Origin of the sequence: Clostridioides sp. GD02367, assembly GCF_045900275.1 — a bacterium.
GTDB classification, from domain to species: Bacteria; Bacillota; Clostridia; order Peptostreptococcales; family Peptostreptococcaceae; genus Clostridioides; species Clostridioides difficile_A.
This window is the reverse complement of the sequence record NZ_JBJODK010000009.1, coordinates 67,477-84,550: the sequence shown is the minus strand read 5'-3', so window position 1 is coordinate 84,550 and position 17,074 is coordinate 67,477. Positions and strand designations below refer to the sequence as shown.

17 protein-coding genes and 2 pseudogenes are annotated in these 17,074 nt (G+C 28.0%); 2 read left to right on the top strand and 17 right to left on the bottom strand.

The window, feature by feature from the left end:
• Positions 1-156: 156 nt before the first annotated feature.
• From Q3223_RS13170 to Q3223_RS13150, 5 genes and pseudogenes are all read right to left on the bottom strand, one after another.
• Entirely contained in the window at positions 157-1,344 is a 1,188-nt protein-coding gene (locus tag Q3223_RS13170) for a cell wall metabolism sensor histidine kinase WalK (RefSeq protein ID WP_161803389.1), read from the bottom strand.
• Positions 1,334-1,546 (bottom strand): annotated as a pseudogene (locus tag Q3223_RS13165) (helix-turn-helix domain-containing protein); the annotation flags it as partial. The pseudogene Q3223_RS13165 and the gene Q3223_RS13170, both read right to left, overlap by 11 nt.
• Before the next feature lie 117 nt (positions 1,547-1,663).
• Complete coding sequence (gene tnpB, locus Q3223_RS13160) at positions 1,664-2,773, bottom strand: IS200/IS605 family element RNA-guided endonuclease TnpB (RefSeq protein ID WP_407812082.1); 1,110 nt, start codon at positions 2,771-2,773, stop codon at positions 1,664-1,666.
• 674 nt (positions 2,774-3,447) lie between these two features.
• Positions 3,448-3,936, bottom strand: a pseudogene (locus Q3223_RS13155) (response regulator transcription factor); the annotation flags it as partial.
• A gap of 136 nt (positions 3,937-4,072) precedes the next feature.
• The gene (locus Q3223_RS13150) at positions 4,073-4,789 is read right to left on the bottom strand and encodes a M15 family metallopeptidase (protein WP_407812081.1); all 717 of its coding nucleotides are present in this window, start codon (positions 4,787-4,789) and stop codon (positions 4,073-4,075) included.
• A gap of 125 nt (positions 4,790-4,914) precedes the next feature.
• On the opposite strand from Q3223_RS13150, the gene Q3223_RS13145 reads away from it, so the two are divergent.
• On the top strand, positions 4,915-5,655 hold the full coding sequence (locus Q3223_RS13145) for a tRNA 2-thiocytidine biosynthesis TtcA family protein (RefSeq protein ID WP_407812080.1): 741 nt from the start codon (positions 4,915-4,917) through the stop codon (positions 5,653-5,655).
• Between the two features lie 228 nt (positions 5,656-5,883).
• On the opposite strand, the gene Q3223_RS13140 is transcribed toward Q3223_RS13145, so the two are convergent.
• The 10 genes from Q3223_RS13140 to Q3223_RS13095 all read right to left on the bottom strand — a co-directional run bounded on the left by Q3223_RS13140 (position 5,884) and on the right by Q3223_RS13095 (position 14,416).
• On the bottom strand, positions 5,884-6,735 hold the full coding sequence (locus Q3223_RS13140) for a metallophosphoesterase (RefSeq protein WP_167640872.1): 852 nt from the start codon (positions 6,733-6,735) through the stop codon (positions 5,884-5,886).
• A gap of 25 nt (positions 6,736-6,760) precedes the next feature.
• Complete coding sequence (locus Q3223_RS13135; protein WP_054272037.1) at positions 6,761-7,699, bottom strand: SDR family oxidoreductase; 939 nt, start codon at positions 7,697-7,699, stop codon at positions 6,761-6,763.
• A 102-nt stretch (positions 7,700-7,801) separates the two neighbouring features.
• Entirely contained in the window at positions 7,802-8,452 is a 651-nt protein-coding gene (locus tag Q3223_RS13130) for an HAD family hydrolase (RefSeq protein ID WP_054272038.1), read from the bottom strand.
• A gap of 147 nt (positions 8,453-8,599) precedes the next feature.
• A complete protein-coding gene (locus Q3223_RS13125) occupies positions 8,600-8,788 on the bottom strand; it encodes a ferredoxin (protein ID WP_003422320.1) in 189 nt (62 codons plus the stop codon).
• A gap of 106 nt (positions 8,789-8,894) precedes the next feature.
• On the bottom strand, positions 8,895-10,079 hold the full coding sequence (locus tag Q3223_RS13120; protein ID WP_407812079.1) for an amidohydrolase family protein: 1,185 nt from the start codon (positions 10,077-10,079) through the stop codon (positions 8,895-8,897).
• A gap of 140 nt (positions 10,080-10,219) precedes the next feature.
• Positions 10,220-11,137, bottom strand: a complete 918-nt coding sequence (locus tag Q3223_RS13115; RefSeq protein ID WP_054272040.1) for a SufD family Fe-S cluster assembly protein — start codon at positions 11,135-11,137, stop codon at positions 10,220-10,222.
• A gap of 21 nt (positions 11,138-11,158) precedes the next feature.
• The gene (locus Q3223_RS13110; protein WP_407812078.1) at positions 11,159-11,887 is read right to left on the bottom strand and encodes an ABC transporter ATP-binding protein; all 729 of its coding nucleotides are present in this window, start codon (positions 11,885-11,887) and stop codon (positions 11,159-11,161) included.
• Between the two features lie 195 nt (positions 11,888-12,082).
• Positions 12,083-12,283: a hypothetical protein gene (locus Q3223_RS13105; protein WP_054272042.1), complete on the bottom strand. Its 201-nt coding sequence runs from the start codon at positions 12,281-12,283 to the stop codon at positions 12,083-12,085.
• Between the two features lie 123 nt (positions 12,284-12,406).
• On the bottom strand, positions 12,407-12,787 hold the full coding sequence (locus Q3223_RS13100) for a VOC family protein (protein ID WP_223153283.1): 381 nt from the start codon (positions 12,785-12,787) through the stop codon (positions 12,407-12,409).
• Positions 12,788-13,057: 270 nt separating this feature from the next.
• Positions 13,058-14,416, bottom strand: a complete 1,359-nt coding sequence (locus Q3223_RS13095; protein WP_054277810.1) for an MATE family efflux transporter — start codon at positions 14,414-14,416, stop codon at positions 13,058-13,060.
• 364 nt (positions 14,417-14,780) lie between these two features.
• Between Q3223_RS13095 and Q3223_RS13090 the strand changes: the two genes are divergently transcribed.
• Positions 14,781-15,233: a staygreen family protein gene (locus tag Q3223_RS13090; RefSeq protein ID WP_074179496.1), complete on the top strand. Its 453-nt coding sequence runs from the start codon at positions 14,781-14,783 to the stop codon at positions 15,231-15,233.
• 157 nt (positions 15,234-15,390) lie between these two features.
• Here Q3223_RS13090 and Q3223_RS13085 read toward each other — a convergent pair whose 3' ends face one another.
• Both Q3223_RS13085 and Q3223_RS13080 read right to left on the bottom strand, forming a co-directional pair.
• The gene (locus tag Q3223_RS13085) at positions 15,391-16,008 is read right to left on the bottom strand and encodes a DUF488 family protein (protein ID WP_074179495.1); all 618 of its coding nucleotides are present in this window, start codon (positions 16,006-16,008) and stop codon (positions 15,391-15,393) included.
• A 204-nt stretch (positions 16,009-16,212) separates the two neighbouring features.
• Positions 16,213-17,025 carry a MerR family transcriptional regulator gene (locus tag Q3223_RS13080; RefSeq protein ID WP_223153282.1) on the bottom strand — a complete coding sequence of 271 codons (813 nt, stop codon included), beginning with the start codon at positions 17,023-17,025 and terminating at the stop codon, positions 16,213-16,215.
• Positions 17,026-17,074 lie beyond the last annotated feature (49 nt).

Sequence of the window (17,074 nt, the reverse complement as noted above, 5' to 3'; positions counted from 1 at the left end):
CCACCTAATAAAAGGTTGGTATAGGATCACTGAGCTAACTCTCTCCCCTAACTCTTGATAAGTATCTTATTAAACTGACTTAAATTATATATTACTTTTTTATTTTTGTAAACACTTTATCGCTATATTATTTATACATCTAATTATACTTTTGTTTTATAACTCAACTGATTGTATTATTGGCAGTTGTACCTCAAATACAGTTTGATGTTTATTGCTTGAAACAGTGATTTCTCCACCATGTAAGTTTACAATGTTCTTTGTGATTGCAAGACCCAATCCAGACCCTCCAGCATTTCTATTTCTTGACTTTTCAACTCTATAAAATCTGTCAAATATATTTGGTAAATCTAATACTGGAATTGGTTCTCCATAATTTATGACCTTTACAATCGCCATATCTTCTTTTTTCTCTGTGACTATATCTACATAGAGTCCATCTTTTCCATACTTCATAGCATTAGTCATAAGATTCTCAAATACTCTTACTAATTTATTTGGGTCAGCTTTTACAATTAATTTTTCTTCATTAAAATTAACTCTACTAACCATAAATTCCTGCCTAAAATAAATTTCAAATTGAGATACTATCTGACTTAATAACTCTACTAAATTTATTTCTATCTTATTTAATCTCATTGTATTGTTTTGCATTTTAGTAAGTTCAAACAAATCATTTATGAGTACATTTAAATTTTTCGATTTTTCATATGCAATATTAACATAATACATCATCTGTACTTCATCTTTATACTTACCTTCTTCTATCAATCCTAAATAACCCATTATTGATGTCAAAGGTGTTCTTAAATCATGTGACACATTTGTTATTAAATCTGTTTTGGTTTGCTGAGCTTGTCTCTCTTCAACAGTTATGTTTCTAAGTTGATGAATAATACTATTAATTTTATGTGCTAGTTCATCAATATCATCAACTTCTTTATCCTTTAATTCTTCTAAATCATACTCGATATCTATATTCTTTTGTAAATCACTTTCATCCATTGAATTTACAGCATCTAAAATAACTTCTAACTTCTGATTCTTTTTATTAGCTTTTTTTATAAAATCTACAACTTGCTTATTTCTCTTGTATGATATTAAAGAGTAAATTGCTAACGATGAAATTAGAAATAAAGATGGATAAAACAATCCCTCTCCCATAGATGCTCTTAAATCTCTTAAATTATATACAAGATAATTAATTGTAGATAAATGAGTATTAACATATAACAATTTTATTATATAAATGCTTGTTAACATAATTATTAAAGTAATAATGCAACTTATTGCAAAATCTATTATAGGACGAAACATATGATTTAATAAGCTTTTATTTTTCAATTTTATATCCTACTCCCCATACAGTATGAATTATTTTTTCTCCATCTGTATATTTTTCAATTTTATCTCTTATTCTACTCATATGGACCATTACAGTATTATTAGATTGATAATATTTCTCTTTCCATACCTTTTCAAATATTTCTTCTGTACTATATACTCTTCCCTTATTATTTGCTAGTAAGTACAATATCTGAACCTCCCATGACTAAAGTCACAGGGTTCCTGCTTCATAGAATTTTGCATACTAAAATATGTCTTACTAATTCTCCACAGGCTATCCCCATAGTTCCTACGGTTCTTACATAAGTTATTTATTTTAAACTGTTATTAGTCTTAATCCTTCTTTTAGTATATTTATACTTGCATTTATATCTCTATCGTGAGTTACATTACAACAAGGACAAATCCATTCTCTTATATTTAAATTCTTAACTTCCTCGTTTTTATATCCACATTTATTGCATATTTGTGAACTTGCAAAGAATTTACCTACCTTTACAACTTGTCTACCATACCAATTAGCCTTGTATTCTAATTGACGAATAAATTCTGACCATGACACATCAGAAATTAAGCGAGATAGTTTACTATTTCTAGTCATATTCTTTACTTGTAAATCCTCTATGCAAATAATATCATTCTCTCGTATTAATTTAGTAGATAGTTTTTGTAGAAAATCCTTCCTTTGATTAGCTATATGTTCTTGAAGTCTTGCAACTTTTAATCTTGCTTTATTTCTATTTAAACTACCAATTGTTTTTCTCGATAGTTCTCTTTGTAATTTAGCAAGTTTGTTTAATGACTTTAGAAGATACTTAGGATTTTCTATAAAGTCTCCACAACTTGAGATACAAAATTCTTTAATTCCTAAATCTAAACCTATCTGATTATTAGTATTTTCAAATGCTTTAATATCTATATCAGTACAACATAATGATACATAATATTTACCACTTGGTTCTTTGGATATAGTAGCATTAAGTATTCTCCCTTGAGGTACTTGTTTATCCCTTACTTTAACCATACCAAGTTTAGGTAATTTTATATATTGACCACAGTACATAATATTTCCATTTGTAAAGTTAGTTCTATATGAAAATCTATTAGTTTTCTTTGATTTAAGTTTAGGAAATCCTGTGTTTTCTTTAAAGAATTTTTTATATGCGTTTTCTAAATCTTTTAAGATGTTTTGTAGTGAAAATTTGTCAGGTTCTTTAAGCCACTCTAATTCTCTTTTTAAATTGGTCAAATCAGAACTGCACTGTTTATAAGTAAAAGTTTCTTTATCGCTTTCATAAACTTCTATTTTTTTAGCAAGATATTTATTATATACAAATCTACAACATCCAAAAGTTTTGTTAATTAACTCTTGCTGTTTTTTATTTGGATACATTCTAAACTTATAAGCTTTTTCCACTACTATCACCTCACTTTACTTGTTTTTTATGATTATGTTAATACTAGATGTTCATATTTTACACACCATACTATATGGTATTGTACTAAATATACATATCTGAGCTACTTCAATTTTTACTCACCCATCCTAATATTAACAAGGTAAATTTTTTTAAACAAGTATTTTAAAGGTTTTTATATTTATTTTTAAATAACATATGTAAGAACCGTAAGTCCTAACTTTTATCATTTTTGAGGTTGTCGTTCACATAGGTTCGCTACTACCTATGCAGTTCTCTTATGAACTTCTTACACTTTCATGTAAGCACAGACTATATCTTATCCTTCGGCGTTATCCGTTAAGGTCTACCCACTTCCACTACCAATAGCTTGTAGTGTACTTCCCTCAAGAGGAATAGTCGTTGAAGTTTCTCCTATTCGGAGCTTACCTGCTGATTGCCCATTTTAAAGTACTTAGGGTTTAACCTTATACCATCTAACCAATTTTTTCTACTTTCGTAACTTTCACACTTAGGTTTATTTCATCCTTATGTTTTAGTTTGGTTAGCTTTAGGGGTTTCCAGCAATTCAAGTAGTATTGGATAGGTTCCATCCTATCTCTACATATAAGTTTCCCTATATGCTGACTACTTTAGCTACTAACTCACGACTAAAGTCATGAGTGTGCATAGCTATTTTTTAATCAAATTCTCTTGATGTTAAAGTTATGTCCTTCCCAGCTACTGTTACACTATGCTTTTCCTTATCTATTAATAACGCTCCAACTTCTATGGTATTCTTATTTTCATTATTAGCACCACTAAAATAATATGCTCTTCTAATCAAAGATTTGACTCTCACAGTAAGCTCAAGTGGATTAAATGGTTTTGTCAAATAATCATCTGCGCCAGTCATTATTCCTTGTATTTTATCCATATCTTCTGATTTTGCACTCAACATAAGTATTGGTATATTTAAACTTTCTCTAACTCTTCTGCAAACTTCTATACCATCCATTTTGGGCATCATTATATCCAACACCATTAAATGAATATTCTCTTTTTTTAAAATTTCTATAGCTTCTTCTCCATCTTCAGCTTTAATTACACTATATCCACTATTTAAAAGATATATCTCTATAAGATCTCTTATTTCTTTTTCATCATCAACAACAAGAATTGTATTTTCCACTTTTACACATCCCAACTTAACCTTTGTACATAGTTTTTATTCAAATAAAATTATACTATACTTTAGTTAAAGTAATCCATTAAATTTCTTCAACTACCCACTTCCAATATAATACAATTCATCTTAAACATTTATATTATTTGCTTTGTAGATATTCTTCTAAAGTTAATCCTCTTGAATAAATTTCCTCGGCAATATCTTTACCAACATATCTAATATGCCATGGTTCATATGCTGTACCAGTTATATCTTCTTTGCCTTTAGGATATCTTATTATAAACCCAAACTTATGAGCATTTTCTGCAAGCCATATAGCTTCTTTTGTACTACCAACAAACCATCTCTCTGGATTTGTTAAGTCAATACAAAGCCCAGTCTGATGCTCACTATGACCAGGTTTTGCCACATATTCATCTGCTTTTTCCTGCCCTTGAGATTTTACTCTTTTTGTATAAGTATCTTGCTGAGTATTGTAAGACCTATATGCTGAAGACCCTAAAAACTGTATTCCTTCTTCATTAGCTTGCTTAACTAAATCTTCCACTGCTTTTGCAGGTTCTCCTGCCATTTGTTTTTCTTCTTCTGTCGCTTCTTCAACAAAAGGTATATTTACTTTAGTAATATTTTCGGGAGCATAATCTTTACTAATTCCATTTGTCTTGTTTACCAGTAATATATTTGCTATACTATTTGAGTGATTTTTATTTTGGGAATTTGATTCAACATCTTCTTCTGAAGCAAATTGGGCAGTTCCTGTTGGTGTTTTATCTTTTATAAGAAATTTATTTTTAGATATAAATACACTTATAAATACTACTATAATAATAGCTAATATTAATTTAAATTTTTTCATGGTTACATCTTCTCCTTTTTGTATGTTTGTCTATAATGTTAATTTTAGAGTATAAGTTTTAAGTATTTTATAAGTAAATCTTAAGTAAATCTTAAATTTAATATTTTTGAAAGGTGGTGCTAAAAATGTCTATACAAAAACTTCTTAGTAAAGCTCGCAAGGCTATACAAGACTTTGATATGATACAAGAAAATGATAAAATTGCTGTTGGACTCTCTGGTGGAAAAGATAGTTTAACACTACTTCATATACTTAAAAGCTATCAGAGATTTTCTCCTCAAAAATTTGAATTGATAGCTATAACTTTAAATACTGGTGGTATTGATAATTCTCCACTAAATAAATTGTGTCAGGAAATAGATGTACCCTTTTATGAATTTCAAACTGATATAAAGGAAATTGTGTTTGATATAAGACAAGAAAAAAATCCTTGTGCATTATGTGCTAATTTAAGAAGAGGTGCCTTAAATGATAATGCTAAAAAACTGGGATGTAATAAAGTGGCTCTTGGACATCATAAAGATGATGCAATTGAAACATTTTTAATGTCTATGTTTTATGAAGGCAGAGTAAATTGTTTTTCTCCAAAAACATACTTAGATAGACAAAATTTAACTGTCATAAGACCTATGATTTACATAGAAGAGTATATGACTAAGAAGATTTCAAAAGATTCTAACTATCCTATTATAACAAATCCATGCCCTGCAAATGGTCATACCAGAAGAGAATACATAAAAAATCTTATTGCTGATTTAAATAAAGAGATGCCAGATTTTAAAAGAAATGTATTTGGTGCTTTAAATAATTCAGAAAAACTGTTTGTATGGGATAAAGAAAAGATAAAAAATTTAAATAGTAATTAATACTTTTACAAAAAAGCAAGATTGTATTAATTATAAATAAACCATAAATAACCTACACAATCTTGCTATATTTTTTTATCTTATATTGTTTTAATCTATATCTTAATAGTTATTAATAATGTTTCTATTATCTAATATACTAATTATAACTTGAACATTTGTATCTTACTTAATTCAATCTACTTTTGCAATTTCTACCCATTCTAATAAATAAAATAGTATTTCATACTAAATTAGAATGTTAAATTCTACTATTTCTGGTATATTAAAAAATCTAAAGGGTAACTTTGTACTTCCAAGACCTGAACTCACATATAAGTGATTTCCATTTACCTCATAAAATCCTTTAGTATATTTCCTTCCATATGGAGGAGTAACTAAGGCGCCTTTAAAAGGTATTCTTATTTGACCACCATGACTATGCCCAGATAAAACTAAATTCATTGAATCTTTACTAAACATATCGACTAAATCTGGTTCATGTGCTAATAATAAATTAAAATTATTTTTATCAGTCTTATTCTCTAGATATTTTATATCAGGATTTCCATTTAATATTTCATCAACACCTAATATATTAATATACTTATCATCAGCTAACTTTATCTTTTTATTTTCATTTATCAAAAGATTGAAGTTGGAATTTTTCATAATTTGTCTATAATACCTAGGAAGTTTATACATATAATCATGATTGCCGAATACTGAAAATTTTCCCAACCTAGCATTCATACTTGATAAAATAGCTGTAATTTCATCTATATCTGGATTTTTATTGGAATAATCAATTAAATCACCAGTAAATACTATTATATCTGGATTCAAAGCATTAACCTTATTAGCCACTTTTTTAAGGTTCTTAGTTGAGTAAAAACTACCTATCTGAGTATCTGAAATTTGAACTACTTTTATACTTTCGGATTCAGTCTTTACTATATCATTTTTTACTAAATTTCCACTTTCATTTATACTATATTTTTTCACGATTAATAGACTCGGTTCTATCGCAACTGAGTATATAAAAATCAGAATAAATATCAGCATAAAAATTTTTAAAAAAGATTTAACTCTTAAATTCAAAGCATCTACCTACTTATTTACTTTCTTAGACTATTTGCATCACAGATTCAACTTTGTCCATTTTTCTGTCATGCATTTTTGGTTTATTAGCTAAAAACCATTTATATGTAGCTGTAAGCCCTTCTTTTAATAATACATTTGGTATATAAAGCCCATGTTCAATAAGCTTATTTATATCCAGATTGAAGTCTATGTTTCTAAATGGGAAATATGTTCTTTCTCTAAACTCTACTTTTTCCATATCTACATACTTTATAATAGGTTCTTTACCAATAACTTCTCCACATGTATGTATAAGTTCGTCCCAAGAAATTAACTGTGGATTTGTTACATTATATGCCTCTCTTACATGAGGATTTTTCATTATACTTTCTAATACCTTTACCAAATCACCAATATATATAAATTGATTACTTACTTGTTTTCCTTTTGGCACTGGTATCTTTTCATTTTTTTCTATTTTTTCGAAGAAATAATATTCTCTATATAAATTATTATTTTCCCCATATATATAAGTTGGTCTGATAATTATATATGGTATAGAGCTACTTATAACAAAATCCTCTGCTTCTTTTTTATTTAGGCCATATTTTCCCCAGTTTTCATTTTCGCCCTTCTCATTTTCTTCTTTAACATTTCTCCCACTATCTTTGTATACTGCTCCTGCTGACAACACTATATATTTCTTTAGGCTATCTGGGTTTACAAAATCAATAAGATTACTTACATCGTCTTTTGTGTATGCTGTCATATCATATATGTAATCATACTTTCTTCCTCTGATAATGTTTTCCATGTCTTTGCGAACTTTTCTATCACAAATTAGATGTTCTTTAAAACCTGTATAATCTATTTCCTTTTTACCATTTGTAAGTATATCAATTTGATACCCACATTTAATTAAACGCTTAGCAAGTGCAGAACCTATGAAGTCGCTTCCACCCATAATTAAAATAGATTTCATTTTAAGTGCATCCTCCTCTTTTTTAAATGACTTCCTTAATTATAATATCATATTTTTAAATATGCTACAGTATTTTGTATTATTTTTGTTTATAAAAGATATTTATAGCAAAATATCTTTTATAGAATCTACACTTTCGACAATATAAGTAGGTTCACTTTCACTAATCTCTTCAAATGAACCATATCCATACAACACTCCAATAGAATCTACTCCTATTTTCTTAGCACCAATTATGTCATACTTTCTATCTCCAACCATAATAACTTTATCTTTATCTTTCACATTACACAAATCTAGTACATATTGTATAACTTCATTTTTATTTACCCTCGTACCATCAAGATTACTACCTACTATATACTTAAAATATCTATCTATATCAAAGTATTTAAGTATAGTTTCTGCAAAAACTGTTGGCTTAGAAGTAGCTAATAATAATATTTTATCATTTGTATAGAGCATTTCTAATATCTCTTTTATATTCTTATAAATTTTATTTTCAAATATCCCTTTATCTGAAAAATATTCTCTATACTTCTCAACAGCTCTTTTAGCTTTTTCATCATCAAATTTATAGTATTCTTTAAAAGTATCATGTAATGGTGGTCCTATAAATTGTTCTAAGTTATCTAAATCTTCTTTTATACCAAAACTATCTAATGAATATTGAATAGACTTTGTTATTCCTTCTTTAGGGTCTGTAAGCGTTCCATCCAAATCAAACAACACTATTTCATAGTTTTTCTTCATGTTTAAATCCTCCATATTTATAAAAAATAATATCTCCTATTTTATATTTATCTATTTTAAAAAGCTATAGTAATAGAAGTTTCTATACTATAGCTTAAGTAATAATTAAATCTTATATGTTTGGTGTTAAAATAAATCTAAATCGTTCTATTTAACTGTTATAGCTGAAACTGGACATCCTTCTTCTGCTTCTTTACATAAATCTTGTAAATCTGCTGGTATTTCCCCTTCAATTGCAACTGAATGTCCTTCATCACTCATACTAAAAACGTCTGGACATGTTCCTATACATGCCCCACAAGCTACACATACATCCTTATCAACAAATGCTTTCATACTAAAATACCTCCCCTAAAATTATCTTTTTTTAATTATTGTTTCCTTAGATATTTATCCAATATATGCCAATTTAAACATATATTTATTATTTTATCACGATTGCTTAATTTATTATAGTATATTCATATCCATGTCTATAAACTTCGCTACTTTTCATCCATGATTTTACAGTATATTGTAAACTTAATTTTCTATCTAAAACTAATTCATTATCATTGTAGTCTTTTATAATATCGTTACTCTTCTCCATTGTAAATATAGTAAAATCACCTTCTCCACCAACCTTTATTCCGCCCTTATTTGAATGTAAATCGAAAATTTTTGTTGGATATTCAGTTACTTTTTCTATACATTTTTCTAAAGATATTCCAAGCTCCATAATTTTATTTATAACAGTTAAAAGAGAATAGTTTATGTCTTTCATATTTTTTATATGCATATCTGTGCTTATTAAATCTGGTTCTAATCCTTGATTTATTGCTTTTTTAAAAACTTTAAAATCAAACTGGTCTAATCCATAACACACATCAAATAATACTCCTCTATTCTTTGCATTTATTACTGATTCTCTTAGCGTGCCAAATTCATTAAATATTCCATTTGCACTGTTTCCATATACAGGTGTAACTACATCTCCTTTACCCAAAATATTCATTACTTCATCTATATATGATGGATGCTCACCTATATATACCACTAATGGTAAATTTAATTTCTTAGCAACTTGTTTTGATTTTTTAACTATATCTATACCATTTTCATTAGATTGAAATTTGCTTGCTTTTACCTTTATACCCTTTATTTTGTCCATATTTTTTTCCACAACAGACTCAACATCATCAAAATTTATAACATCTAAAGATGTCGACTCATTCAGTATATTTAATCCCTCATTTGTTACATTTAAAAATGAATATACTTCAGTTTTACACTCATCCATATATTTTTTCTTAAAATCATAGTAATTTAAAGGGCCAGCTGTACCCGCATCAAATATAACTGTTGAACCTTTTTCAATTCCAATTGAATCAGAGTCCATACCTGTAGGTAATTTTCTCTTATAACAATGGATGTGAACATCTATAAATCCTGGAGAAATATACATATTATCAGCATTTATTATCTCAAACTCTTTGTTTTTAAGCAATTTCTCTTTTCTTATTTTTTCTTTGAGATTCAATCCAATATCATATATTTTCCCATGCAAAACCAGGATATCTTTTTTTTCAAACTTGATACCATCTTTTGGAGATATTATTGTCCCATTTCTTATAAGTAAATTTTTCATCTATTCCACATCCTAATTACAGTATAATTTCTCTAATAGTTTTCTTACATAAAGAAAATAAGTCTAAAAATAAAAATATTTTAGACTTATTCATTATATTATACTATATTCATTATATTAAATTAAATAAAAACTTCAATTTACTTTAAGAAGCAATTAAGTATTTGTTGCTCAGCCTCTTCCTCAGTAAGACCCAATGTCATCATCTTTAGTATTTGGTCTCCTGCAATCTTTCCAATTGCTGCCTCATGCACTAAGAGAGCATCTGGATGATTTGCTGCAATCTCAGGTATAGCACTAATTTGAGAATTTCCCATGATTATTGAATCACATTGAACATGTGCAGAACAAAGAGAATCCCCAATAACGCAAGGATTAAACTTTTGCTTAGAATTATCTTGCCCAACTGTACGAGAAATTACTTGAGCAGACGAATTTTCTCCCTCTAAAACAACCTTCATATTAGATTCTGCAACTTGATTTCCATGAGTTAATAATTTCTCAAATACAACTATTTTAGCCCCTTTACCTAGGTTTGCATCCATTTCCCTTTTAGTTGAATCTACACCCTTAATTTGAATTGTTTCCATCTCACAATATGAATCTTCATCCATATTAACAATAGTAACTGGATTTAAGATTTTCTTTCCTTCTCCGTCACCTTCACCATAATGTTTTTCTACATATTTTAAGCGAGCTCCTTTACGTAAGAAAAATCTATGTATTCCATTATGTTCACTATCATCACAACCACAGTTATGTATTCCACATCCAGCAATTATAACAACATCTGCATTTTCTCCAATTTCAAAATCATTATAAACCATATCCTGCACACCAGCTTCTGTTACTATTACTGGTATATGGACATTTTCGCCTTTTGTGTTTGGTTTTACTATAATATCAATTCCAGGTTTATCATTTTTAGGAACTATAGTTACATTTTCAGTTGAATGTCTTTCTATTCCTTGCCCATTTTTACGTATATTGTATGCTCCTAATGGAGTTCCACGAAGTTCAGCAACTTTTTCTAAAAGATTTAAATCTGTTTTGTTCATTTAATTTGCCTTCCTTTCTAATTAATTCATATCTTTCATTAATTCACAACTTGAATTAACTTGGCACATGATTTCAGGTAATATAGCATCTTTTGTTCCATGGCTTTTTACTGAACCATCTTGTAAAACAATTATTTCATCAGCTAACTCTAATATTCTTTCTTGATGAGAAATTATAATTATAGTTTGGTCAGACTCCTCATGTATTTTCTTAAAACTTTCATTAAGCTTTCCAAAACTCCAAAGGTCTATCCCTGCCTCAGGTTCATCAAATATAGAAACCTTTAAATCTCTGGCAAAAAGAGTTGCTATCTCTATTCTTTTCATTTCTCCTCCAGAAAGCGAGTTATCAACTTCACGATTTAAATAGTCTTTTGAACACAATCCAACATCTGTAAGATATTGGCAACATACATCTGTAGACAATGGTTCTCCATGAGCAAGTGTAAGTAGATTTTCAACAGTCATGCCTTTTATTCTTGGTGGCTGTTGAAATGCATATCCTATCCCCCTCTTTGCTCTTTCTGTAATACTAAGATTTGTTATATCTTCTCCATCTAAAATTATCTGACCACTAGTGGCTTTTTCAATCCCCATTATTAGCTTAGCAATTGTGGATTTTCCTCCACCATTTGGTCCTGTGATAACAATAAGTTTTCCTCTCTCAAACGAAAGGCTAACATCATTTATTATTCCTAGTTCCTCATTGTTAGACTCAACATTAAAGGAAAGATTTTTTATTTCAAGCATAATACCCCTCTTTTCTGTAAAATATTACATTGATATCCATTCTTTTATTATATCAGTAATTTTTATATACCAGCAACTCCAAAGAGACAAAATATGTATTAAATAATAAAACAATCTTATAAAAAATAAAAAAGATGAGTCTTATACTAACTCATCTTAAAAAATTCTTATTATAAACTTATATGTATTTAAATTTTAACCTTCTATATACTCTAGTATTATTTTTTGATTATCTTTTAACATAATCTCTTCTTTTTTAGATTCTATTCCATTCTTTTTTATCTTTACCTCAGCTATAAAAGCATCATTGCCTTCAACCATTTCTAATAACTCATAAGCTTTTTTACGTCCTATTTTAGTTGCTATATCTTTTAATACTGCCATTTTCTTAAACATTTTATCACCTCTACTCAAAATTTACAATTGATTTTAATTGTATAATCCTAGTCTTAGACTAAATTATAATAATTATTGTCTCTAATTATATCAGATATTGAGTAAATTTAATACTTTGTAAAATCATTTATCTTCTCTAACCAAATAATCATTTCCATCTTGGTCTTTAAAGGAAAACATCCTTCCATAAGGCATTTCCATTAATTCGCCAACTTCAACTTTATTATTAGCCATTTGTTCATAAGTTCCATTAATATCTCTTGTACTCAAAATTATTGATGGATGAGATACCTCTATCTCTTTATTTTGCTTCATTATTAGATTTTTATCGTACAGTACAAATGTTGTAAATTCATTTTTACTTGGTGCTATTTCTACCCATTTCATATTTGGTCCCATTTCCTTTTCATAAGTTACTACAAAGTTTAATTTCTCTGTCCAAAAAAGTTTTGCATCCTCTTGATTGTTTACATATAGACTTATCTTTCCTATTTTATTTATCATAACAATACCCACCTTTATTATTAAATAAATATCTAATATTTTTTATATTTAATAATATACCCATATATATTATTTTCTATAGATATATATATCTAATATTTATCCAATATTATATAATCCTAAACTATAATGTAATTTATATATTCAATATTATTATAGACTTTATTCATATGATTTAATCATTCTATATCCTACTTATAATTATGAAAATATATACGCTAAAAATCACCTCCAGATAGAGTTTTCTATCCAAAAGTGATTATATATGTCCTATGCAATTTTGTGTTTTAGCCACTTTGTTCCTCTTAATCTTAAACAATATAAAGTTCCTCTGACAAGCCAATCTGTGTACATACCTATCCAAATTCCAAGTACACCAAATTTTAATACAACCCCCAACACATAACCTGTAAAAATTCTAAAAATCCACATCCCTATTATAGCTGTCATCATTGTATATCTTGTATCGCCTGCCCCTTTTAATCCTGCTGACAATACAAAGGATATAGGCCATATTACCATGGCTAGACAATCACTTCTAATCAGTTGTGTTGATACATCAATTACACTAGTGTTTTGAGTATACATACTTGAAATCCAAGGAGCAATTGGTATAAATATAGCCCCTACTGCAAATAAACAAACTGTTGCAAATTTAGTTAAGTATAGGAGAGTACTTTTAGCTCCTTTAATATCTCCACGTCCTATATACTGACCTACCAATGTTGTTGCAGATAATGCTAAAGCATTCCCAATTACATTTATGATAGATGCAATTGACATTCCTATTGCATTGGATGCAATTGCTGAGGTCCCCATAGTAACTATAAATACCTGAACAATTAATTTTCCTGCATTAAAAAGTAGTTGTTCAACACCAGCTGGTATTCCTATATTAAATATAGATTTTTGAGTTTCAACATCAATCTTAATTGGAAATATTTTACCTATAGATATAAATTCATTTCCTTTGAATAAAGCTCTTACAATAACTATACATCCAATTATTCTGGCTATAGCAATAGACATAGCTGCACCTGTTATCCCATAAGATGGTATTTGTAGATTTATACCTAAAGAATTTAAATCAATACCATATATAAGTATATATCCCAATGTCACATTTATTATATTCATAAACATAGTTACATACATGGGTTTCTTTACATCTCCACAACCTCTTAGAATACCATTTGCTATTTGCTGTGTAGCAATAAATGGATATGTGAATAATGTAAACTCTATGTATAATTTTGCATTTGATTTTACCAATTCTTCTGCTGAACCATAAAATAAGTTAATTACACCAGTCCTAAAAACCCACATTAAGATTGTTATTGTAAAAGATAGTATTACTCCTGATACTAGAGCTTGCTTGATAGTTTCGTTCGCATTTTCACTATCTCTTTTGCCTATTTGTTGAGCTACAACAACAGTGGCTCCTACAGATAATGCAGCAAATACAGATATAAATATATTGTTTATTGAATCAACCATCCCAACTGCAGATACAGCTTCTTCCCCAATATGACCTGCCATCATTGTATTAAATACCCCTAGAAGCATGACAAATGTCTGCTCTATCATTATAGGAATTGCTAATTTTATAACATTTTTCCTTATAAACATCTCTCTTCCTCTTTTCCCTCTTTATATAAATTTAATTTTTAGTTAGTTTAGCAAATTGTTAGTTAATCTTTTAAAGTTTAAATTTATATTCCCAACTCATAATATACTGTATTCAAATAATATTATTCTTGTTTAATATCATTTTAACACAGTACATCTTTATAATTATTTTATGTTTATTATTTTTTATGGATACTATAATTTAAATATTTGTATATTTAAATTAACCACTTAGCACCCACCAGAATTTATTTATTACTACATATTACAGGAAATTAAAATATAAAATCTTACAACATAAATGTAACAAAATTGCCTTAATTTAAATATTGTATTTTATAGACTATTTTTAGGATGTGATACTTTGATTAATTTGAATGCAACTAATTTAAACGTAAACATGGTTTATCCCGTTTCTGCTACAGAACCTATACGTTTTAGAAGATACACTGTTTCATACTCAGAGAATACAAACGATATTTATTTAACTATAGCTACCTACTTCGATACACTTAGCTTAGGAACAGTAAGTATTGATAAAGTTTATGGTCAATGGGCTTGGGTTGTTGGTGACATATACGATTTAAATCTATTCGTTTTTGTTGGAAACTATCCTTATGAAATTGCTAGAAATAGATATGATGCCTTTGTTAGAGTTCTTCCAATTGCGATTACTTCCATTATAAATGGTGATAGGTTGTTCTTAGTTTCTAACTCTTGTTTATTAAACTCAAAAATTACAGTTAGATTTATATCTAGTCATCCTACGCTTAATAGAACTGTTGATTATGGCAGTATTAGAACTTTCGTTTTGTAACATTACAACATGATGTACTATTTAAAGTAATGTCATAATCTAAATAGTATTATTAAATTATAGTAATATTATTAATCAGTACATCATGTTTATTTGTTACAACTTTAGCATATTTTCTTATTTAAGATAACTTTTAGATTTTTAGTAATTAATATTTCTATTTACTGATTTTCTCTGTTCTAAATCCTATCTCTTTATTGGCTAATATATAACCTTCTTGTATCATCTCTTCTCTTGTCAATGCATTCCCCAATAAATTATCAATACTCAGTTGTTTTCTATCACTAAAGTACTTATCTAATAATGATTCTTCTATGTCTTCTTGAGTCTCTAAATGACCCTCATGCATTATATATTTTACATCAAAACCTTCTTTATTCAATACCCTACCCAATAAAATACTTCTATGACATCGTATAGGTTCTTGCATTGCTCCCAATAAAACTATCTTATATCCCATCTGACATCCATTTTTTAGTCTTTCTATTCCTTTTAAGAAAATATCTTCCTTAATTACCTTTTCAAAATCTGCATATCCTTCCTCTGTATATACATCTTTGTTGGTTCTCTTTGCTCCAAACTCCTTGCCCATGTATATATATATAAATCCAGATTTTTTCAATGATTCATTGAAGGACTCTCTATTATACTGAATATTATATTTAGAATATGGAGTTTCTCTAATGTCAACTATACAGTTTATATTGTACTTTTTTATCATATCAATAAGTTTATCATATGGATAATTTGAATGTCCTATTGTGAATATCTCCATATAAATACCTCCTATTCTTAAAAACGAATTAATGTCTCATGTTTTTCCACTTTATCACCTCAACGAAAATATACTACTTTATATATAAAACATCAATATATTTTTCATATATAAATCTATAATATCTATAAATATCAAAAATGAGGCATATCTTTTATTTAGATAGACCTCATTTAATAACTTTATCTTTATTGTTTTAACCTATTATAAAATTCGTTTCACTGGTATCTGAACTTCTGTTAGCCAATCTTCCTCATTCTCTTTATTCCATATGCCATCTATATAAGACTCTCTAGGATTTCCAATCACATCATATTTATTGTCCTCTATCCATTTAAATGCATCTGCGTAAGTTTTTCCTAATGTTGAATATGAACCATTGTGTAATATACAAACAGCACTTTCAACTTCATCTAGTTCTTTAAATTTTAATATGTCTGTATCTTCTTTTAAGTCATTTATAGCTTGACACATCTCAACATCCATATTAGTCTCTCTATATTCACCATCATGATATATATTGAAACAATAATCTGGAACTGCACATGTACACTCAGCCTTCCTCATTTCTTCAGCCATTACATTTGGAAATAGACTGAAAAGTTCATCATACCCCTTTAATACCTTTCTCATAGAAGCAATTTTAACTTTTGGTAAAGACTTAATAATTACATCATTCATATTGACTTCTCCTTTCAAATTCACAAGGTAATTACGCAGTTTAATGAGTTTATATTCTTCACTTTTAATTACATCCAGCATTTCTTTTTCTTTATTTTTTAAAATATTTTCGACCGTTTTAGGATTTTCTATAGCTTCTTTTATCTCAGCTAGTGACAAACCCATTTGTTTTAAAGTTATTATCTGATGTAATTTAGGTAATTGCTCTGTCGTATAGTACCTATATTTTGTAAACTCATCTACATATTCTGGCTTTAACAATCCGATATCTTCATAATACCTTAATGTCTTTGTAGTTATTTTATTTATTTTAGAAAACATTCCTATAGAAAACATCTCATCACCTGCGCATTAGATTTGATTAATTTAAGTTTATACCTTCCCC